Origin of the sequence: Oceanicella actignis (genome assembly GCF_008124525.1) — a bacterium.
GTDB lineage: Bacteria > Pseudomonadota > Alphaproteobacteria > Rhodobacterales > Rhodobacteraceae > Oceanicella > Oceanicella actignis.
The window spans coordinates 94,593-114,916 of the sequence record NZ_VNHJ01000009.1 but is presented as its reverse complement, the minus strand read 5'-3'; the positions used below and the strand labels follow the sequence as shown (position 1 = coordinate 114,916).

Annotated in this window: 19 protein-coding genes; 7 read left to right on the top strand and 12 right to left on the bottom strand. The window is 74.4% G+C overall.

From position 1 onward, the window contains the following. Window positions 1-286: 286 nt before the first annotated feature. The 4 genes from hisS (at window position 287) to LY05_RS12740 (ending at window position 4,698) form a co-directional block, all read left to right on the top strand. Window positions 287-1,792, top strand: coding sequence for a histidine--tRNA ligase (gene hisS / locus LY05_RS12755; protein WP_148923413.1), 1,506 nt, complete (start codon window positions 287-289; stop codon window positions 1,790-1,792). Next, complete coding sequence (locus LY05_RS12750; protein ID WP_148923412.1) at window positions 1,792-3,039, top strand: ATP phosphoribosyltransferase regulatory subunit; 1,248 nt, start codon at window positions 1,792-1,794, stop codon at window positions 3,037-3,039. The genes hisS and LY05_RS12750 overlap by 1 nt, the downstream gene beginning before the upstream one ends. Then, window positions 3,036-3,758, top strand: a complete 723-nt coding sequence (gene hisG / locus LY05_RS12745; RefSeq protein WP_072747991.1) for an ATP phosphoribosyltransferase — start codon at window positions 3,036-3,038, stop codon at window positions 3,756-3,758. The genes LY05_RS12750 and hisG overlap by 4 nt, the downstream gene beginning before the upstream one ends. A 100-nt stretch (window positions 3,759-3,858) precedes the next feature. Further along, on the top strand, window positions 3,859-4,698 hold the full coding sequence (locus tag LY05_RS12740; protein ID WP_148923411.1) for a pantoate--beta-alanine ligase: 840 nt from the start codon (window positions 3,859-3,861) through the stop codon (window positions 4,696-4,698). Window positions 4,699-4,851: 153 nt separating this feature from the next. Here LY05_RS12740 and LY05_RS12735 read toward each other — a convergent pair whose 3' ends face one another. From LY05_RS12735 to LY05_RS12715, 5 genes are read right to left on the bottom strand one after another with little or no spacing between them, the layout of a single operon-like run. Then, a complete protein-coding gene (locus LY05_RS12735) occupies window positions 4,852-6,039 on the bottom strand; it encodes an MFS transporter (protein WP_170259002.1) in 1,188 nt (395 codons plus the stop codon). Further along, window positions 6,036-7,343, bottom strand: coding sequence for a molybdopterin-binding protein (locus LY05_RS12730; RefSeq protein WP_148923409.1), 1,308 nt, complete (start codon window positions 7,341-7,343; stop codon window positions 6,036-6,038). The genes LY05_RS12735 and LY05_RS12730 overlap by 4 nt, the downstream gene beginning before the upstream one ends. Then, on the bottom strand, window positions 7,340-7,864 hold the full coding sequence (mobB, locus tag LY05_RS12725) for a molybdopterin-guanine dinucleotide biosynthesis protein B (protein ID WP_072747994.1): 525 nt from the start codon (window positions 7,862-7,864) through the stop codon (window positions 7,340-7,342). Before mobB ends, LY05_RS12730 begins: the two co-directional genes overlap by 4 nt. Continuing rightward, window positions 7,861-8,520, bottom strand: coding sequence for a molybdenum cofactor guanylyltransferase MobA (gene mobA, locus LY05_RS12720; RefSeq protein ID WP_148923408.1), 660 nt, complete (start codon window positions 8,518-8,520; stop codon window positions 7,861-7,863). Before mobA ends, mobB begins: the two co-directional genes overlap by 4 nt. Next, entirely contained in the window at window positions 8,517-9,386 is an 870-nt protein-coding gene (locus tag LY05_RS12715; RefSeq protein ID WP_148923407.1) for a formate dehydrogenase accessory sulfurtransferase FdhD, read from the bottom strand. Before LY05_RS12715 ends, mobA begins: the two co-directional genes overlap by 4 nt. Window positions 9,387-9,506: 120 nt before the next feature. Between LY05_RS12715 and LY05_RS12710 the strand changes: the two genes are divergently transcribed. Together LY05_RS12710 and LY05_RS12705 are read left to right on the top strand one after the other, a co-directional pair. Then, window positions 9,507-10,244: an AzlC family ABC transporter permease gene (locus tag LY05_RS12710; protein WP_072747997.1), complete on the top strand. Its 738-nt coding sequence runs from the start codon at window positions 9,507-9,509 to the stop codon at window positions 10,242-10,244. After that, window positions 10,241-10,573 carry an AzlD domain-containing protein gene (locus tag LY05_RS12705; RefSeq protein WP_072747998.1) on the top strand — a complete coding sequence of 111 codons (333 nt, stop codon included), beginning with the start codon at window positions 10,241-10,243 and terminating at the stop codon, window positions 10,571-10,573. Before LY05_RS12710 ends, LY05_RS12705 begins: the two co-directional genes overlap by 4 nt. A gap of 10 nt (window positions 10,574-10,583) precedes the next feature. Here LY05_RS12705 and LY05_RS12700 read toward each other — a convergent pair whose 3' ends face one another. After that, window positions 10,584-11,060 (bottom strand): Lrp/AsnC family transcriptional regulator, encoded by a 477-nt coding sequence (locus LY05_RS12700; RefSeq protein WP_148923406.1) that lies wholly within the window; start codon window positions 11,058-11,060, stop codon window positions 10,584-10,586. A 135-nt stretch (window positions 11,061-11,195) separates the two neighbouring features. On the opposite strand from LY05_RS12700, the gene ald reads away from it, so the two are divergent. Further along, on the top strand, window positions 11,196-12,314 hold the full coding sequence (gene ald / locus LY05_RS12695) for an alanine dehydrogenase (protein WP_148923405.1): 1,119 nt from the start codon (window positions 11,196-11,198) through the stop codon (window positions 12,312-12,314). A gap of 178 nt (window positions 12,315-12,492) precedes the next feature. On the opposite strand, the gene mscL is transcribed toward ald, so the two are convergent. The 6 genes from mscL to LY05_RS12665 form a co-directional block, all read right to left on the bottom strand. Next, on the bottom strand, window positions 12,493-12,924 hold the full coding sequence (gene mscL / locus LY05_RS12690) for a large conductance mechanosensitive channel protein MscL (protein WP_148923404.1): 432 nt from the start codon (window positions 12,922-12,924) through the stop codon (window positions 12,493-12,495). A 124-nt stretch (window positions 12,925-13,048) separates the two neighbouring features. Next, complete coding sequence (pheT, locus tag LY05_RS12685; protein WP_148923403.1) at window positions 13,049-15,481, bottom strand: phenylalanine--tRNA ligase subunit beta; 2,433 nt, start codon at window positions 15,479-15,481, stop codon at window positions 13,049-13,051. A 55-nt stretch (window positions 15,482-15,536) separates the two neighbouring features. After that, window positions 15,537-16,619 (bottom strand): phenylalanine--tRNA ligase subunit alpha, encoded by a 1,083-nt coding sequence (pheS, locus tag LY05_RS12680; RefSeq protein ID WP_072748003.1) that lies wholly within the window; start codon window positions 16,617-16,619, stop codon window positions 15,537-15,539. A 102-nt stretch (window positions 16,620-16,721) separates the two neighbouring features. Continuing rightward, complete coding sequence (locus LY05_RS12675) at window positions 16,722-17,192, bottom strand: TrgA family protein (protein ID WP_072748004.1); 471 nt, start codon at window positions 17,190-17,192, stop codon at window positions 16,722-16,724. Further along, window positions 17,189-18,418: an SAM-dependent methyltransferase gene (locus tag LY05_RS12670; RefSeq protein WP_148923402.1), complete on the bottom strand. Its 1,230-nt coding sequence runs from the start codon at window positions 18,416-18,418 to the stop codon at window positions 17,189-17,191. The genes LY05_RS12675 and LY05_RS12670 overlap by 4 nt, the downstream gene beginning before the upstream one ends. Before the next feature lie 88 nt (window positions 18,419-18,506). Continuing rightward, window positions 18,507-20,291: a cation:proton antiporter gene (locus tag LY05_RS12665; protein ID WP_072748006.1), complete on the bottom strand. Its 1,785-nt coding sequence runs from the start codon at window positions 20,289-20,291 to the stop codon at window positions 18,507-18,509. Window positions 20,292-20,324: the final 33 nt, after the last annotated feature.

Below are 20,324 nucleotides of genomic sequence, written 5' to 3'. Positions count from 1 at the left end.
GCGCCGACCCCCACCCGGCCGCTCGAGGCGCGCGCAGGCCCGCACCCGCCCCGCCTGCGCCCCCGCCCGCGCGCGCGAACCGAACCAAAGCCCGCGCTCGCCCAGCATGTCGCCCCTGCGCCCCCGCCCGCGCGCGCGAACCGCCCCGCGCGCCGCCCGGTCTGCGCCACGCCCGCGCGCGAACCGCCCCGCGCGCCCGCCGCCTTGCTCCGGCCCGGACGATCCGCTAGGAAACCGGACGATCCGCCAGGAAACCCGCGCGCGACCTCAAACGGACGATCAGCCGATGGCCAAGACCAAGCCCACCAAGACGCGGCGCCCCCGCGCCGAGACCCCGCGCGGCTTCCGCGACTATTTCGGCGCCGAGGTCACCGAGCGCGCCCGCATGCTCGAGCGCATCACCGAGGTCTACGCCCGCTACGGCTTCGACCCGCTCGAAAGCTCGGCGGTCGAGACCGTCGAGGCGCTGGGCAAGTTCCTGCCCGACGTGGACCGCCCGAACGAAGGCGTCTTCGCCTGGCAGGACGAGGACGAGGGCTGGCTGGCGCTGCGCTACGACCTGACCGCGCCGCTCGCGCGCGTCTACGCCCAGCACCGCAACGAGCTGCCCACGCCCTACCGGCGCTACGCCGTCGGCCCCGTCTGGCGCAACGAAAAGCCCGGCCCCGGCCGCTTCCGCCAGTTCTACCAGTGCGACGCCGACACGGTGGGCGCGGCCTCGATGGCCGCCGACGCCGAGATCTGCGCCATGCTGGCCGAGGCGCTCGAGGCCGCGGGCATCGCGCGCGGCGACTATGTGATCCGCATCAACGACCGCAAGGTGCTCAACGGCGTGATGGAGCGCGCGGGCGTGCTCGACCCCGCCGACCCCGAGCGCGACGCCGCCCGGCGCGGCATCGTGCTGCGCGCGATCGACAAGCTCGACCGGCTGGGCCGCGAGGGCGTGCGCGCCCTGCTGGGCGCCGGCCGCAAGGACGAGAGCGGCGACTTCACCCCCGGCGCCGGGCTCGACGACGCGGCCGCCGAGATCGTGATGAGCTTTCTCGACGCGCGCCGCGAGGACGGCGCCGCAACCTGCGCGCGCCTGCGCGAGCTGGTCGCCGGCAGCGCCGTCGGCGAAGAGGGCGTGGCCGAGCTCGAGCAGATCGCCGAGCTGCTGGCGGCGCAGGGGCTGGGCCCCGACCGCGTCGTGATCGACCCCTCGGTGGTGCGCGGCCTGGGCTACTACACCGGCCCGGTCTACGAGGCAGAGCTGACCTTCGAGATCCTCGACGAAAAGGGGCGCAAGCGCCAGTTCGGCTCGGTCGCCGGCGGCGGGCGCTACGACGACCTGGTCAAGCGCTTCACCGGCCAGAGCGTTCCGGCCTGCGGCGTCTCGGTCGGCGTCGACCGGCTTCTGGCCGCGCTGCGCGCCGTCGGCCGCGCCGGCGACGAGGCGCCCGGCCCCGTGGTGGTCACCGTCATGGACCGCGCGCGCCTGGCCGATTACCAGCGCATGACCGCCGAGCTGCGCGCCGCCGGCATCCGCGCCGAGATGTTCCTGGGCGGCGGCGCCATGGGCAAGCAGCTCAAATACGCCGACCGCCGCGCCGCCCCCGTCGCCGTCATCGAAGGCGAGGACGAGCGCGCCCGCGGCGTCGTCCAGCTCAAGGACCTGGCGCTGGGCGCGCGGCTGGCCGCGCAGATCGAGACCAACGAGGAATGGAAGGCCCAGCCCGCCCAGATCGAGGTCCCCCGCGCCGAGCTGGTGGCCGAGGTGCGCCGCATGCTGGCGCGGGCGGAGCGGGGCTGATGGCCGCCTCGCGCGCCTATCTTCCCGGCGGGCGGCTGGGGGCGGGCCTGGCCGAGCTGGCCGCCGAGACCGCCCGCATCAACGCCCTGTTCGCCGCCGCCGGCGCCGTCGCGGTCGAGCCCGAGACCCTTCAGCCCGCCGACATCATGCTCGAGCTCTACGGCGAGGACATCCGCGCGCGCGCCTTCGTCACCCACGACCCGGTGGCCGGCGATCTGGTGCTGCGGCCCGACTTCACCGCGCCGGTGGTGCGCCTGCACATGGCCCACGGCGCCACGCCCGCGCGCTACGCCTATTGCGGCCCCGTCTGGCGGCGGCAGGAGCCGGGCTCGTCGCGGCCCACAGAATACCTTCAGGCGGGCGTCGAGATCCTGGGCGCCGAAGACCCCATCGAAGCCGACGCCGAGGCCTTCGACCTGATCCGCCGCGCCCTGGGCGAAGGCCCCGACGCCCCCGAGCTGAGCGCGCTGACCGGCGACCTGGCCGTCGCGCTGGCCATGATCGACACGGTCGAGGGCCCCGAGCGCCGCCGCGCCGCGCTGCGCCGGCACATCTGGCGCCCGGCCCGCTTTCGCGCCCTGCTGGAAAGCTTCGGCCCCGCCCGCCCCGAACCCGGCCCCGAGCGCCGCGCCCTGCTCGAGGCCGTCCGCGCCGGCGACGAGCCCCTGCGCCGCCACATCCGCCGGCACAAGCTGGTCGGGCTGCGCGGGCTGGACGAGATCATGCAGCGCGCGCGCCAGCTGGCCGAGGACGCGGCCCTGCCGCCGCTCGACCCCGGGCGCATCGCGCTGATCGAGCGGGCGCTGGCCGTGCGCGGCCCCTCGGCGCGCTCGCTGGCCGAGCTGCGCGACATCGCCGCCGAGGCGCCCGCGCTGACGCCCGCGCTCGACCGCATGGAGGCGCGGCTCGAGGCGCTGGCCCGCCGCGGCGTCGACGCCGCCGCGCTGCCCTTCGACGCCTCGTTCGGCCGGGCGCTGGAGTATTACGACGGCTTCGTGTTCGAGTTCCGCGCTCCCGCCGCGCCGCACCTGCCGCCGCTGGGCGGCGGCGGGCGCTACGATGCGCTCACCCGCAGGCTGGGCGGCGGCCGCACGCTGCCGGCGGTGGGCGGCGTGGTCCGCCCCGAGGCGCTCATCGCCGCGCGCCGCGCCGCCTGCGACGACGAGGGCGCCGGCGAAGCCGGCCCGCCGGGCGCCCCCGAGGGCGCGGCCTCCCGCCCCGCCCCCGCCGAGGAGACGCGCGCATGACCATCCGCCTGGGCCTGCCCTCGAAGGGGCGCTTGCGCGACAAGACCGCCGCCTGGTTCGCCGAGCGCGGCGTGACCATCGAGAACGCCGGCGCCGAGCGCGAATACGCCGGACGCGTGCGCGGCGTCGAGGGGGTCGAGCTGGTGCTGCTGTCGGCCGCCGAGATCCCGCGCGAGCTGGCCGCCGGGCGCCTGCATCTGGGCGTCACCGGCGAGGATCTCGTGCAGGAGAAGATCCCCGACTGGCGCCGCGTCGTGACCCTGGCGGCGCCCCTGGGCTTTGGCCACGCGGATCTGATCGTGGCCGTTCCCGCCGCCTGGGTCGATGTCGAGACCATGTCCGACCTAGACGCCGTCGCCGCCGATTTCCGCGCCCGCCATGGCTTCAGCCTGCGCGTGGCGACCAAGTATCACCTCCTGGCGCGGCGCTTCTTCGCCCGCCACGGGGTCGCCGACTATCGCCTGGTCGACAGCCAGGGCGCCACCGAGGGCGTGGCCAAGAACCGCACGGCCGAGGCGATCGTGGACATCACCTCGTCGGGCGAGACGCTGCGCGCCAACCACCTCAAGATCCTTGCCGACGGGCTGATCCTGCGCAGCCAGGCCAATCTGTGCGTCTCGCGCGCCGCGCCCTGGGACGCGCCGCGCCGCGCCCTCGCCGAGCGGCTCGAAGGGGCGCTGGGCGTGCGGCTGCTTGAAAAGGCGAGCGCGACGCCATAGGTTCGCCCGGCAGTCGCGAATTGAGCGCGGCCGCCCGTCCGCTTCATCGACTCGCACACCCTTCCCGCGCCCATGGGGCGCGCAGCACGCCTTGGACGCCATGAACAACCTGCCGACGCTCCGCTCCGCCGCCCAGCTTCGCTCGCGCGTCAAATCCTGGCGCGCCTTCGGCGAAACCGTGGCGCTGGCCGCGATGCGCCCGGGGCTGCATGACGGACATCTGAGCCTGGTGCGCGAGGCCCAGCGCGAGGCGGACCGCGTGCTGGCCGTTCTGCTGCCCGAGGGCGACGAGGACGCCGCCGCCGACTCCGCCCGCCTGCAGCGCGACGCCGACCTTCTGGATCAGGAGGGGGCCGACGCGCTCTACATCCCCCCGCTGGACGAGTGCCTGCCCCCCGACCGGCGCACCCGCATCGCCGTCCCCGGCCTGAGCGAGGTGCTGTGCGGCGAAGAGGACCCCGCCGCCTTCGACGATTTCCTGTGCGCGATGCTGCGCCTGATGATCATCGCCCAGCCCGACGTGACGATGGTGGGCGAGCGCGACTGGCAGAAGCTGGCGCTGCTGCGGCGCGCGGCGCAGGATCTGGGGCTGAGCGCGCGCATCCTGCCCGCGCCCACCGAGCGCGACCAGGACGACGTCGCCCTGAGCGCCGCGGCCCTTGCGCTGAACGACGCCGACCGCGCCGTGGCCCGCCGCCTGCATCGCGAGCTGACGCGCGCCGCGCGCGCCATCGGCGCCGGCGCCGACGTGGACCAGACCCTTGACGCCGCCGCCGACGCGCTGGCCGACGCCGGCGCCGAGGTCGAGTATCTGGACCTGCGCGACCCCGACACGCTGGCCGAGCAGACCGCGCATGACCGCGCCCGGCCAGGGCGGGTCTTCGGCGCCATCCGCATCGGCGACGCGCGGCTGATCGACAACGTGCCCGTCGAGGACTGACCGCGCCGCCCGAACGCCCCGCCCGCCCAAGGCGCAGCGCCGCGCACCGGCCCGGCACGCGGCGCGTCCCGGCGGCCCGGTCCCATCATCGCCGCGCCAGCCGCCATACGCGCCGGACGGACGCGCCGGGCGGGCGTCTCACGGGCGGGCGTCTCAATCCATGATCCGCTCGCCGCGCCAGACGCGCCCGAGGCGCAGCGCCGCCGCCGCGCCCGCCGCCGACATCAGCGCCGGGATCCAGTAGACCCCGCCGCCCGCCCAGCCATAGATCGCCGCCGCCAGCGCCGTCGCCGCCGCCATCAGCGCGCCGCTCGCCAGCGCGCCCAGCGCGCCCTGCGCCGCGCCGGCAAGGCGCTCGGGCGCGGCGGCCGAGACGAAGGCGATGGCGCCCAGGTGCCCCGCCGCGAAGGTCAGCGCGTGCAGCCCCTGCAGCGCCCACAGCGCCGCGCCGACCGGGTCGAAGGCCATCGCCGCCCAGCGCACCGCCCCCGCCGCGCCCGACAGCGCGATCGCCCCCGCCGCGCCCAGCCTTCGCACCAACGCCCGCCCCGCCAGCGCCATGAGCGCGATCTCGGCCGCCACGCCGAAGGCCCACAGCGCGCCGATGCGCCCCTCGTCCAGCCCCAGCGCGCGCCAATGCAGCGAGCCGAAGGCGTAGATCACCCCATGCGCGCCCTGCGCCATGCCGATGGCCAGCAGGAACAGCGCAAAGCGCCCGTCCGAGAACAGGCGCCGCATCTGGCCGAGATCGGGCCGCCCGAGCGCGCGCGCGCGCCCGCCGCCCGGATGCGTGCGCCCCAGCGCCGCCGCCGCCAGAAGGCAGGCCACGATCGCCCACAGCGCCGCCCCGGGCCCCGCCTGCGCCACCGCCGCGCCCATGAGCAGGCTGGCCGCCAGAAACCCCGCCGAGCCGACCGCCCGCACGCGCGCGTAGTCGAAGCCGAAATCGCGCGCCGCCGCGGCGCCCAACGCCTCGCCCACCGGCATCATGGCCGAAAAGGTCGCGGCCGCCGCGACGCTCAGCGCCACCAGCGCCGCCGCCTCGGCCGCCAGCAGATGCGCCGCGAAGGCCGCCGCGCCGAACAGCCCCGCCCCAGCCAGCATGGCGCGGCGCGCCTCGAAACGGTCGGCCAGCGCCGGCGCCGCCAGGCCGACCGCCACCTTGGCCGCCACCGCCAGCGCCGAATAGACCCCGATCTGCGCCGCGCTCAGCCCCCGATCCTCGAGCCAGAGCGGCCAGAAGGGCAGATGCACCCCCAGCGCCGCGAAAACGGCGGCATAGAAGGCGCCGGTGCGAAATGCGGGCAGGACCGCGCGCCCGCCCCGCGGGCGCGCGCTCAAAGCCCGAACTCGGAAAAGGGCACGAAGCGCACCGGATCGCCCGGCCGGATCTCGGCCCCGTCCTCGGGCAGCTCGCACAGCCCCTCGGCCCAGCTCAGCCCCGAGACAAGCCCCGACCCCTCGGAGCGGAAGACCTCGACCCGCCCCTCGGCGTCAAGGCGCGCGCGCAGATACTCGCGCCGGCCCGGCTTGCGGCGCTTGGCGAAGGCGGCGGGCAAGGCGCGGCCGCGCGGCAGCTCCCAGCGCGCGCCGGCCAGGCGCAACAGCGCCGGGCGCGCGAAGATCAGCGCGCACACGAAGGCCGCCACCGGATTGCCCGGCAGGCCGAACACCGCCGCGCCGCGCCACGTCGCCAGCGCCAGCGGCCGGCCCGGCTTGATGGCCACGCGCCACAGGTTCAGCGCCCCCTCGGCGCGCAGGATGGCCGAGACGTGATCCTCGTCGCCCGCCGAGGCGCCGCCCGTGGTCAGGATCGCATCGGCCTCGGCCGCGCCCGCGTCGAGCGCGGCGCGCAGCGCGTCGCGGTCGTCGGGGGCGCAGCCAAGGTCGCGCGCCTCGAAGCCCCAGGCCCGCGCCAGCCCCAGCAGCATGGGGCGGTTGGCGTCGTGCAGCTGCCCCGGCGCCAGGGGCGCGCCGGGGGGGCGCAGCTCGTCGCCTGTGGACAGGACCGCCACGCGCAAGGGGCGGCGCACGGGCAGCTCGGCCAGCCCCGCCGCCGCGGCCAGCGCCAGATCCTGCGGCGCCAGGCGCCGGCCCTGGGGCAGGATCGCTTCGCCGGCGGCGAAATCCTCGGCCGCACGGCGCAGATTGGCGCCCTTCTTCAGCCCCGGCCGCAGCCGCAGAACGCCGCCCTCGGCCGCCGCGTCCTCCTGCATGACAACGGTGTCGCAACCCTCGGGAATGACCGCGCCGGTCAGCACGCGCAGCGCCGCGCCCGGCGGCACGCGCCCGGCGAAGGGGCGGCCCGCGGCGGCGCGGCCGGGCAGCAGGGTCAGCGTCTCGGGATCGGCGCCGCGCAGCGAGGCATGGGCGAAGGCATAGCCATCCACCGCCGAGTTGGCCTGCGGAGGGTTGTCGCGCGCCGCGCGCACCGGCTCGGCCAGGATGGCGCCGAGCGCCCGCTCGAGCGGGACGGAGCGCGCCTCGCACACGGGAACGCAGGCCTCGCGCAGACGCTCGAGCGCCTCGGCCGCCGGGGTCCAGCTCACGCCCGGCGGCAGGGCGAAGCAATCGTCGCGCAGCCGCGGCGGCAGCCCGCCCGCGCCCTCGTCCACGCCCTCGCCCGCGCCGTCGCCCGCGGTCATCGCGCGCCCTCCCGCGCCGGGATCAGCCCCAGCTCGGCCAAGATGAAATCGGCCACGGCGTCGGCGTCGTCGAGCGGCAGATTGGGCACGTGCAGCCCCGCCAGCGGCGCGTCCGAGGCCACGGCCCGCACGGTGGGGTCCTCGTTCGCGATCAGCGGGGCGCCCCGCCCCACGCGGTGCGCCTCGACCTTGGGGTGGGAGTCGCGCTTGTAACCCTCGACCAGCACCAGATCGACCGGCGACATGCGCGCCAGCAGCGCCTCGAGCGAGGGCTCGGGGGCGCCGCGCAGCTCGTGCATCAAGGCCCAGCGCCGCGACGAGGCCAGCATCACCTCGCGCGCGCCGGCGTCGCGATGGCGGCGGCTGTCCTTGCCGGGGCGGTCCACGTCCACCTCGTGATGCGCATGCTTGACGGTCGAGACGCTGAAGCCCCGCGCCACGATCCGCGCCACGACCCGCTCCATCAGCGTCGTCTTGCCCGAGTTCTTCCAGCCGACGATTCCGTAAACGCGTTGGGTCATCTCAGCTCCGGGTTGGCGCGCACGATGCGCTCGGCCTCGTCGATATCATCGGGGGCGTTGACGTTGAAGAACGGATCGAACGGCCCCGCCGGGAAGGGCGCATCGACGCAGCCATGGGCGTCGGTCCACAGCACCACCTTGCGCACGCCCGAAGCCAGCGCGGCGCGCAGGTCCTCGCGCAGCGCCGTCGGCCAGAGGGCGAAGGTCGGGTGCCGCCACAGACGGCCGGGGCGCTCGGGATCGGGGGTGGCGGCCATGGCCATGGGCGCGCCCGCCGCGTGCGCGGCCTCGGCCAGGCGCCGCACCAGATCGGTGGGGAAGAAGGGCGTGTCCGCCGCCGCGGTGACCACATGCGAGGCCCCCAGCCCCGCCGCCCAGTCCATCGCCGCCAGCACGCCGGCCAGCGGCCCCGGAAAGCCGGGCGCGCCGTCGGGCAGCACCGGCAGGCCGAAGCCCGCCAGCCGCGCCGGATCGCCGTTGGCGTTGAGCGCAAGCGGGCCGCATTGCGGGCGCAGCCGCTCGATCGCGCGCGCCATCAGCGAGCGCCCGGCCACCAGCCGCAGCCCCTTGTCGCCGCCGCCCATGCGCGTCGCGCGCCCGCCGGCGAGGATCACGCCGGGCGGGCGCAGGTCCGGGGCGGGGGGCCGCGCGCTCATTCGCGCGCGCCCTTGCGGCGCAGCGCCTCGGGCTCGTCGGCCACGGCGGCGGGATCGGCGTCGAAGATCAGCCGCTCTTCGCCGCTCAGGCACACGAAGCGCCGCCCGCGCATGCGCCCGATCAGCGTCAGCCCGACCTGGCGCGCGATCTCGACCCCCCAGGCGGTGAAGCCCGAGCGCGAGGCCAGCGCCGGAATGCCCATGAGCGCGGTCTTGATGACCATCTCCGAGGTCAGCCGCCCGGTGGTGTAAAGGATCTTGTCCGCGCCGCCCTCGCCTTCCAGCGTCATCCACCCGGCGATCTTGTCCACCGCGTTGTGGCGGCCGACATCCTCCATGTAGACCAGCGGCCGGTCCTGCCGGCACAGCACCGTGCCGTGGATGGCGCCGGCCTCGAGATAGAGGCTCGGGGCGGTGTTGATCTTGCGCGCCAGCGCGTAGAGCCACGAGGCGCGCAGCTCGGCCGGCGGCAGGGTCAGCCCCTCGAGCCCCTCCATCATGTCGCCGAACACCGTGCCCACCGCGCAGCCCGAGGTGCGCGTCTTGCGGCGCAGCTTCTCTTCGTAATCGGTGGCGCGGCGGGTGCGCACCACGACCACGCCCAGCTCCTCGTCGTGATCGACGGCGGTGATCTCGTCGTCGGGGCGCAGCATGCCCTGGTTGCGCAGATAGCCCACCGCCAGATGGCGCGGATAGTCGCCGATGGTCATGGCGGTGACGATCTCCTGCGCGTTGAGGAAGATGGTCAGCGGACGCTCCTCGACCACGCGGATGCGGCGGCGCGCGCCCTCGTGGTCCACGCCCTCGACCTCGCGCGAGAGGCCGGGCGCGGCGGGATCGGGGGCGATCAGGAATTCTTCTGACATGGGGCACGAACCTTCATTGGCCTTCGCGGCGCGGGCAGGCTATGCCTGAGCCGCCGCGCGCGCAAGGCGGCGCGTCTGCGAACGCGGCAAGGCAACGATACGGCAAGAGGAGTTCCGCGCATGCGCACCCGAGGCGCGTTCGTCGAGGGAGTTGCCGCCGGCGCGCCCTTTCTTCTCGTGATCCTGCCCTTCGGGGCGCTGTTCGGGGTGGTGGCGACCGAGGCGGGGCTGGACCTCATGCAGACCTTCGCGCTGACCTCGCTGGTGATCGCGGGCGCGTCGCAATTCGCGCTGGTGCAGATGCTGTCCGACGGCGCGCCCGCGGCGCTGGCGGTGCTGACCGCGCTGGCGGTCAACCTGCGCATGGCGATGTATTCGGCCTCGCTGACGCCGCATCTGGGCAAGGCGCCGCTGTGGGTGCGGGCGCTGGCGGCGTATTTCCTTGTGGATCAGGCCTACGCCGCCGCCATCGCGCGCTATTCGCGCCGCCCGGACGAGCCCCTGCCGCGCAAGATCGCGTTCTATTTCGGCGTGCTGTTGCCGGTCGTGCCCGTCTGGTTCCTGGGCACGCTGGCGGGGGCGACGCTGGGCGCGCGCATCCCGCCCGAATACGCGCTCGACTTCGCCGTGCCGATCACCTTCGTGGCCATCGTCGCGCCCATGCTGCGCAGCCTGCCCAACCTGGCGGCGGCCTTCGTCGCCAGCGCGGCGGCGCTGGCGCTGGCCTGGGCGCCCTACGGCTCGGGGCTGCTGCTGGCCTCGGCGGCGGGCATGGGCGCCGGCGCGGCGGTCGAGCTGGCGCTCGAACGCCGCCGCCCGGCCCCCGAGGCGCAGGACGAGCGGAGGAACGCCGCATGACCCCCATTCCCGATTCCGTGTTCTGGAGCGCGACCCTGGCGCTTGGCCTCGGCACCTTCCTGATCCGCTTCTCGTTCCTGGGCCTGATCGGCGGGCGCCCCATGCCGGGCTGGGCCATGCGGCTGCTGCGCTACGTGCCCACGGCGGTGCTGCCGGCGCTGGTCGCGCCGCTGATCGCGTGGCCGGCCGCCGCGGGCGGGCAGATCGACCCCGCGCGCCTTGCAGGCGCGGCCGCCGCGCTGATGGTGGGCGCGTTCAGTGGGCGCATGCTGGGCGCCGTGGTCGCGGGGATGGGCGCGCTTTACGCCGCGCAGGCGCTGATGGGCTGAGCCCGCCGCCTCAGTCCAGCGGCAGCGCCGTGGTGCTGACCACGCGGCGAAGCGCGAAGCTGGACTGCATCTGGCTGACCCCCGGCAGGCGCGACAGGTGCTGGCGGTGGATGCGCGCGAAATCCTCGGGATCGCGCGCGGCGACCTTCAGCAGATAGTCGGCCGCGCCGGCCATCAGGTGGCATTCGAGCACGTCGGGAATGCGCGCCACCGCGGCCTCGAACTGGCGCAGAAGCTCGTCGCTCTGCCCGCGCAGCGTGATCTCGACGAAGACGGTCGAGCGCCGCCCCACCGCGCGCGGATCGACCAGCGCGGCGTAGCGGCGGATGACCCCCGCCGCCTCGAGCCGCGCCACGCGCCGATGGCAGGCCGAGGCCGACAGGTTCACCCGCGCCGCCAGCTCGGCGTTGGGGATGCGCCCCTCGCGCTGCAGAATCGCAAGAATCGCCCGGTCTCGGGCGTCGAGTTGAACATTCTTCGGCTCCATGCCGCCTCCGCCGCCGATCATTGCGCCGCTTCGGCGCCGCACACACGATCTTTGCATGCACATTTCGCGGCAGCTGCGTCAACATGCGGCAGATGCGCGGCCGCGTCGGCCGCGCGCGAAATGCGAGTCCGAAACATGAAGATCGGTTGCCCACGCGAAATCAAGAATCAGGAGCACCGGGTCGGCGTCACCCCCGCCGCCGCGCGCGAGGCCGTCGCCCATGGCCACGAGGTGCTGATCGAGACCGGCGCCGGCCGCGGCGCCGGCTTCGCCGACCAGGACTATGTCGAGGCGGGCGCGCGCATCCTTCCCGACGCCGCCTCGGTCTTCGCCGAGGCCGAGATGATCGTGAAGGTCAAGGAGCCCCAGCCCGCCGAGCGGCGCATGCTGCGCAAGGGCCAGGTCCTGTTCACCTATCTGCACCTCGCCCCCGACCCCGAGCAGACCCGCGACCTCATGGCCAGCGGCGTGACCGCCATCGCCTACGAGACCGTCACCGACGATCATGGCGGCCTGCCCCTGCTGGCCCCCATGTCCGAGGTCGCCGGGCGCCTCGCGCCGCAGATGGGCGCATGGGCGCTGCAGAAGGCCAATGGCGGGCGCGGCGTTCTGCTGGGCGGCGTGCCGGGCGTGAGCCCCGCGCAGGTGGTCGTCATCGGCGGCGGCGTGGTGGGGACCAACGCCGCGCGGGTGGCGGCGGGCATGGGCGCGCAGGTCACCGTGCTGGACCGCTCGATCCCGCGGCTGCGCCATCTGGACGAGGCCTTCCGCGGCCATTTCGTCACCCGCTACGCCTCGCGCGCGGCGACCGAAGAGCTGGTCGCCCAGGCCGACATGGTCATCGGCGCGGTGCTGGTGCCCGGCGCCGCCGCGCCCAAGCTGGTGTCGCGCGCGCAGCTGGCCGAGATGAAGCCCGGCGCCGCGATCGTGGACGTGGCCATCGACCAGGGCGGGTGCTTCGAGACCTCGCGCCCCACCACGCATGACGATCCGATCTACATCGTGGACGGCATCGTGCATTACTGCGTGGCCAACATGCCCGGCGCCACGCCGCGCACCTCGACCATCGCGCTGGGCAACGCCACGCTGCCCTTCATGCTGGCGCTGGCCGACAAGGGCTGGCGCAAGGCCTGCCAGGACGACCCCCACCTGCTGAACGGCCTGAACGTGCATGCGGGCAAGCTGACCTCGCGCCCCGTGGCCGAGGCGCAGGGGCTCGAGGCCATCGACCCGCGCGAGGCGCTCGACCTGTGACGCCTCGTCCCGCCGGCCGCGCGCGGCCGGGGCCGGCGGGACCGGGCCGGCGGGACCGGGCCGGCGGGACAAAGCCGACGGGCGGGCCCGGGCGGCCGGCCCGTGACCGGATGCGGCGGGCGCGTGGCCGAATGCGGCGGGCGCGGACCCTGCGCCCGCACGCGCCATGCGCCGGCGATCAGGCCTTGCGGGCCAGAAGGTCGCGGATCTCTTCCAGAAGCTGCTCTTCGCGCGAGGGCTTGGGCGGCGCGGCGGGGGCGGCCTCTTCCTCGGCCGCGACGCGGCGCTTGAGCGTGTTGACCCCCTTGACCACCAGGAACAGCACCCAGGCGACGATCAGAAAGCTGACCACCGCGTTGAGGAACGAGCCATAGGCGATGACCGCCAGCCCCTTCTCGCGCGCCTCGGCCAGCGACGCCACCTCCTGCCCCGAGATGTTGATGAACAGGTTCGAGAAATCGATCCCGCCGGTGAACAGCCCGATGAAGGGATTGACGATGTCCTCGACGAAGCTCTTGACGATCGAGGTGAAGGCGGCGCCGATCACGATGCCGACGCCCATGTCCACGACGTTGCCCTTGACGGCGAATTCCTTGAATTCCTTCAGCATGTGCCCCTCCTGACGGCGTTGCGGCGGCGCGGCGCGCCTGAGGCGGACATGAATGACCGCCAAATGGGGCGAATGCGTGACGCCGCGCCCGGGCGGGGCGCGGCGCAAGCGGGGGCGGCCGCGCTCAGGCGCGCAGCTCGCCCCCCGTGGCCTTGCGCACGGCGGCGACGATGCGCGCCGAGACGGCCTCGATCTCTTCATCCGTCAAGGTGCGCTCGCGCGGCTGAAGGCGGACGGTCAGCGCGATGGACTTGCGCCCCTCGCCCAGCGCCTCGGCGGCGCGGGGGCCGTCGAAGACGTCGAACACCGACGCCGACTCGATCAGCGCCTTGTCCGCGCCGCGCGCCGCGCGCAACAGCTGCTCGGCCGGCACGTCGGCGGCGACCACGAAGGCGAAGTCGCGCTCGACCGCCTGCAGGTCCGATGCCTGAAGCGGCGGGCGCGCCGTGCCGCGCGCCTTGGGGAAGGGGATGGCCTGAAGGTCGACGCTCATGCCCATGGCCCGGCCCTTCAGGCCCATGGCCTCGACGACGCGCGGGTGCAGCTCGCCGAACACGGCCAGCGGGTTCTTGGGCCCCAGCGCCAGCGTGGCCGAACGGCCCGGGTGGAACCAGGCGGGCGCGGTCGGCAGGGTCGTCAGCCGATCGACCGGCGCGCCGGCGGCGGCCAGCGCCGCCTCGGCGGCGGCGCGGGCGTCCCAGGCGTCGACGGGACGGCGCGGCACGGCCCAGTGCCGCGGCGCCGCCGCCCCGGTCAGCACGGCGGCGGCGACCAGGCGCTCCTGCCCCGGCTCGGGGCCGTCGAAGACCGGCCCCAGCTCGAACAGCGCCAGATCGGCGAAGCCGCGCGCCTGGTTGCGCGCCGCCGCCGCCAGAAGGCCCGGCAGCAGCGAGGGGCGCATGTGGCTCATCTCGGAGCTGATCGGGTTCTGAAGGCGCATCTCGTCGCCGCCGCCGCCGAACAGCCGCGCGTCGCGCTCGGAGATGAACGAGTAGGTCACGCATTCGTGGAAGCCCTGCGCGGCCAGGCTGCGGCGGGTGCGCGCGGCGCGCTTCTGCATCGGGGTCAGGCGCGGCGCGGGCACGCCCGGCTCGGGCCGCGGCAGCGGGCGCGCGGGCAGGCGCGAGAGCGAGGCGACGCGGGCCACCTCCTCGACCAGGTCGGCCTCGCCCAGCACGTCGGGCCGCCAGCTGGGGGGCGAGACCATGATCGCGCCGTCCTCGTCGCGGATCTCGAAGCCCAGATCGGACAGGATGCGCCGCTGCTCGGCCTCGGGCACGTCCATGCCCACCAGCGAGACGCAGCGCGCCGGATCGAGGCGGTAGCTGCGCCGCTCGATCCGCGGCGCGCCGGCCTCGACCACCTCGGACGCCTCGCCGCCGCACAGATCGAGGATCATGCGCGTGGCCAGCTCGAGCCCCTCGCGGGTGAAGGCGGGGTCCACGCCGCGCTCGAAGCGATAGCGCGCGTCGGAATTGATGCGCAGCTTGCGCCCCGTCGCGGCGATGTCCGAGGGCCGCCACCAGGCGGATTCGAGGAACACGTCCACCGTGTTCTCGTCGCAGCCGGTGGCGGCGCCGCCCATGATGCCGCCGATGCTTTCGGGCCCGGCCTCGTCCGAGATGGTCAGCGCGCCGGGCGGCAGCTGGTATTCCTTCTCGTCAAGGGCGGTCAGGCGCTCGACTCCCGTCGCCAGATGCACGCGCAGATCGCCCCGCACCTTGGCCGCGTCGAACACGTGCAGCGGCCGGGCGCGGTCGAAGGTCAGGTAGTTGGTCACGTCGACCAGCGCCGAGATGGGCCGCAGCCCGATCGCCCGCAGCCGGCGCTGCAGCCATTGCGGCGAGGGCCCGTTGCGCACGCCGCGGATGACGCGGCCGACGAAATGCGGGCAGCCCTCGCGCGCCTCGGGGTCGATCGAGACGCCGATCGGGCTGGGGAAGGCGCCGGGAACCGGCTGCGTCGGCGCCGGCCGCAGCCGCCCCAGCCCGCGCGCCGCCAGATCGCGCGCGATCCCGCGCACGCCCAGCGCGTCGGGGCGGTTGGGGGTGACGGCGATCTCGATGACCGGATCGTTCAGCCCGGCGTAATCGATGTAGCGCGCGCCCAGCGGAGCGTCCTGCGGCAGGTCGATGATGCCGTCATGGTCGTCCGAGATCATCAGCTCGCGCTCCGAGCACAGCATCCCGTTCGACTCGACCCCGCGGATCACCCCGGGCTTGAGATCCACCCCCGTGCCGGGCACATGCGTGCCGGGCGCCGCGAACACCCCGATCAGCCCGGTGCGCGCGTTGGGCGCGCCGCACACCACCTGCACCTCTTGCGAGGGCTTGTCGGGACCGTCGGGCCAGGCCTCGACGCGGCACAGCTTCAGCTTGTCGGCGTTGGGGTGCTTGACCGCCTCGATGACGCGGCAGATGGTGAAGGCGCCCAGCGTCCTGGCGGGGTCCTCGATCCCCTCGACCTCGAGCCCGAGATCGGTCAGCGCGTCGGCGATCTCGTCGAGGCTCGCCTCGGTTTCCAGGTGGTCCTTGAGCCAGGATAGGGTGAACTTCATCGTCGGGGCCTCGTGAATGTCGGGTGCGCGAAGGGGCGGGCGGCGGCGCGCGCGCTCAGCCGCTCAGCCCCGCGTGCAGCGTCGGCACGTCCAGCGCGCCGAAGCCGTAATGCCGCAGCCAGCGCAGATCGGCGTCGAAGAAGGCGCGCAGGTCGGGAATGCCGTATTTGAGCATCGCCAGCCGGTCGATGCCGATGCCGAAGGCGAAGCCCTGCCACTGCGCCGGGTCGATGCCCGCGGCCTCGAGCACCTTGGGATGCACCATGCCCGAGCCCAGGATCTCCATCCAGTCGTCGCCCTCGCCAAGCTTCAGCTGCCCGTCGCGCCACGAGCAGCGGATGTCCACCTCGGCCGAGGGCTCGGTGAAGGGGAAGTGCGAGGCGCGGAAGCGCAGCTCGATCGAGGGCGTCTCGAAGAAGGCGCGGCAGAACTCCTCGAGCACCCATTTGAGATGCGCCATCGAGATGTCGCGGTCGATCGCCAGCCCCTCGACCTGGTGGAACATGGGCGTGTGCGTCTGGTCGTAGTCGCAGCGATACACCCGCCCCGGCGCGATCACCCGGATCGGCGCGCCCTGGTCCAGCATGGCGCGGATCTGCACCGGCGAGGTGTGGGTGCGCAGCACATGGGGCGGGCGCTCGTCGCCCTCGGCGCGGTGCATGAAGAAGGTGTCGTGCTCTTGCCGCGCGGGATGGTCCGGCGGGATGTTGAGCGCGTCGAAATTGTGCCAGTCGGTCTCGATCTGCGGCCCCTCGGCCACCGCGAAGCCCAGATCCGAGAAGATCGCCACGATCTCTTCGGTCACCTGGCTGACCGGATGCACCGTGCCGGCGCGCGCGGGGCGCGCGGGCAGCGTCATGTCCTGGCGCTCGGCCTCGAGCCGGGCGGCCAGCGCCGCCTCGGCCAGCGCGGCCTTGCGCGCGGCCAGCGCCTCGGTCAGCGTTTCCTTGAGCGCGTTCAGCGCCGGGCCGGCCAGCTTGCGCTCTTCGGGCGTCATGCGGCCCAGCTCGCGCATTCGCAGGCTGACCTCGCCCTTCTTGCCCAGCGCGGCCAGGCGCGCGGCCTCCAGCTCCTCTTCCGAGCGGGCCGCCTCGATGGCGGCAAGGTGGCGGTCGCGCAGCTCGTCAAGGCCCTGCATGTCTATCCCCCGGCATGTCGTCCCCGGCGGCGCGCGCATCGCGCCGTCGCCGTGGCAGGCGATACCATCTGCAGCGCCAAAAGCAACCCCGCCCCGGCGTTCTCAGCGCCACAGGCGGTGGTAATGCTCGGCGAAGACGCCGGCGATCATGGCCCCGACCGCCAGCGCGCCCAGGGGCCGCGGCCGCGCGAAGGTCCACAGATGCTCGAGAAACCGCACCGCCATGTAGTCGAGCAGCCGCATGACGCTGGAAAAGCCCGCATAGGAATAGACATGCACCACGTCGCGCAGCGCCCCGGCCAGCAGCGCATACAGCGCCGCCAGCCCCGCCGCGCCCAGCCCCATGACCATGGCATGGGCGAAGCCGCGCCCCAGCTGCCGGCCCAGATGCGCCCAGCCCGCCAGCGCGCCCGCGGCGGCGGCGGCCAGATAGACCGGGCCCACCGGCTCGCCCGGCGCGGGGGGCGCGACCTGGAACATCACGTTCGCCGCCCCCATCGCCGCCAGCGCCAGCCCCGCCGCCGCCACCAGACGCCCGGCCGACCAGCGGTCGCGCGCGGCGAGGGCGCTCATCGGCCCGCTCCCGCTCCCGCCGCGCGCAGCGTGACCTGCGTGACGTCGGTGGTGCCGGCCAGGAAGCACGCGGCGCAGCTGGCCAGGTAGAAATCCCACATGCGGCGGAAGCGCTCGTCGAAGCCCAGGGGCGCGATCTCGTCCCATTCCTCGAGGAACCGCGCGCGCCAGCGGCGCAAGGTCTCGGAATAGGACTGGCCGAACTCGAACCCGCCCACGATCTCGAGCCCGGCGCGCCGCGCCTGCGTGCGCAGCTCGGAGGGCGACAGCAGCATGCCGCCGGGGAAGATGTGCTTCTGCACGAAGTCCACCCCCCGCCGGTAGCCGTCGAACAGGCGGTCGGCGATGGTGATGGCCTGGATCGTCGCCCGCGCGCCGGGGCGCAGGCGCTCGCGCACGGCGTCGAAATAGACGGGCCACCAGCGTTCGCCCACCGCCTCGATCATCTCGATCGAGGCGATGCCGTCATAGGTTCCGCGCTCGTCGCGGTAGTCGCGCAGCACGATCTCGACGCGCTCGGACAGGCCCGCCTCGTGAATGCGGCGGCGGGCGTAATCGTGCTGCTCGCGCGAGATGGTCAGCCCCGTGACGCGCAGCCCGCGCTCGCGCGCGGCGTATTCGGCGAAGCCGCCCCAGCCGCAGCCGATCTCGAGCACATGCCCCCCCTCGGGCGCGGCGATCGAATCGCAGATGGCGGCGTATTTGTTGATCTGCGCCGCCTCGAGCGTTTCCTGCGTGCCGCGGAACAGCGCCGAGGAATAGGTCATCGTCGGGTCCAGCCAGCGCGCGTAGAAGGCGTTGCCCAGATCGTAATGCGCCGCGATGTTGCGCCGCGCGCCCTCGCGCGTGTTGCGGTTCATCCAGTGGCGAAGACGCTCGATCATGCGCGCCAGCGGGGCGGCGCTGAAGCGGCGGGCGACCTGGTCGTTGTTCAGCAGCGCCACGTCCAGCACCGCCTGAAGATCGGGCGTGTCCCACCATCCGTCCATGTAGGCCTCGGCGAAGCCGATGTCGGCGTCGCGCACCAGCCGCGCGAAGGTGCGCCCGTCGCGCACGATCACGCGCCCCTCGGGTCCGGGCTCGGGCCCCTGGGCGCGGAACACGCGCCCGTCGGGCAGCACGAACTCCAACGCGCCGCGCTCGATGCGCGACACCGCGCCGAACACGGAGCCGAACCACCGCGGCAGGCCGCCCTGCCCCTTTGCGCTCGTCAACTTCACGCTCATCGTGACGCTCCCTTGTCCTCACAGGACGAAGATTAGCGCCAAATTCGCAAAAAGCGCCACATCCGCGCGCGAAAAGCCGCCGCGGGCGTTATTTCGGCGGGCCGAAGAAGATGATCGCCGCGCCGGGGCGGGGCGTGATCGGATCGTCCGGCCCCGAGAAGGCCAGCGCGCCGCTGCGCCCCTGAACGGCGATCAGCTCGGCCTCGGGCTGGTCGCGGCGCCAGTCCTCGAAGCCGTAATCCTCGGTCAGCGCCGTGCGGCGAAAGCGCCAGCCGCGCGCGAAGCGCTCGGCATAGGCGGCATGGTCGCCCCCCGCGCCCAGCGGTCGGCCGCCCAGCGTCACGGGCAGGCCGCGCTCGCCCTCGTCCTCGTCCGAGCGGCCGACCTGGAACACGTTGCGACGGCCGAATTCGGGCGCGAAATCGGTGCACACGAGGGCGTTGTAGTCGTCATTGTCGGTGGTGGCCAGAAGCCAGCCGTAGCGGCTCAGGTTCAGGCTGTGCTCGGCCTGCTCGGACAGGATCTCGCCGTAATAGGTGGGCACGCCCAGCACGCGCGCATGGCGCAGATGCGACCAGTTGCGGTCGGCGACCAGCACCGGCGCCCCGGCCTTGAGCAGCGTCTCGGCCAGCGCCGCGCTCCAGGGCGAGCCGCCCACGATCAGCGCCCCGGGCGGCTCGGTCGAGGTCAGCCCCAGAAGCCGCGCCGCCGGTCCGATCGAGAAGCCGTGCGCCACCACCGTGGCCGCCGACAGCGCGAAGGCCAGCGGCGCCAGCATGTGCGCGTCGGGCACGCCCAGCTCGGCCAGGCGCGCGCCGAAAAAGCCCGAGATCGCCACCGCCACGATGCCGCGCGGGCCGATCCAGGCGATCATCGCGCGCTCGCGCCAGGGCAGGTTCGTGCCGATCAGCGAGGCCAGCACCGCCGCCGGGCGGGCCACGAACATCACCGCCAGCACGAACAGCGCCGCGCGCCAGTCCAGCGCCGCGATCATGGGCGCGTCCAGCCCCGCGGCCAGCACGATGAAAACGCCCGAGACCAGCAGCACGGTCACCGCTTCCTTGAAGCGCAGCAGCTCGCCCAGCGAGGGCAGGCGCGCGTTGCCCATCACCACGCCCATCACCGTCACGGCCAGAAGCCCGCTTTCGTGCAGCAGGGAATCGCAGGCGGCATACACCGCCAGCACCGCGGCGATCATGGCCGGCGCCTTCAGGAATTCGGGCGCCGCGCCGCGGCGGAACGCGGCGGCCAGCGCCTTGCCCGCCGCCCAGCCCGCGGCGCCGGCGATCGCCACCCCCAGCGCCAGATGCGCCAGCGCCATGGGCACCGCGTGGCCGCCCGCCGCCGCCAGCGCGGCGACGATCTCGAAGGCCAGCACCGCCGCCAGCGCGCCCAGAGGGTCGTTGACGATGGCCTCCCAGCGCAGGATCGAGGCCGGCCGCGGGTCGAGCCGCGCCTGGCGCAAGAGCGGCGTGACTACGGTCGGCCCCGTCACCACCAGCACGCCGCCGAACACGGCAGCCACCTCCCAGCTCAGCCCCGCCACCCAATGCGCGGCCAGCGTCGCCGTCAGCCAGCCGAGCGGCGCGCCAAGCGCCGCCAGACGGCGCACGGCGGGGCGCGCGGTGCGCAGCTCGTTGAAGTTCAGCGTCAGCCCGCCCTCGAACAGGATCAGCGCCACGGCGGCGCCGACGGCGGCGTCGATGACGGGGCCGAACTGCGCGCGCGGGCTGACGAGCCCCGTCGCCGGCCCCGCCAGAATGCCGGCCAGCAGCATCAGCACGATGGCGGGCAGCTGGAAGCGCCAGGCCAGCCATTGCGCCCCGATGCCCAGCGCGCCGATCAGCGCGATCGCCGTGGTCGTGTCGGTCATGCTGCGCGCCCCCTCACCGTGGTCCGGCGCGCA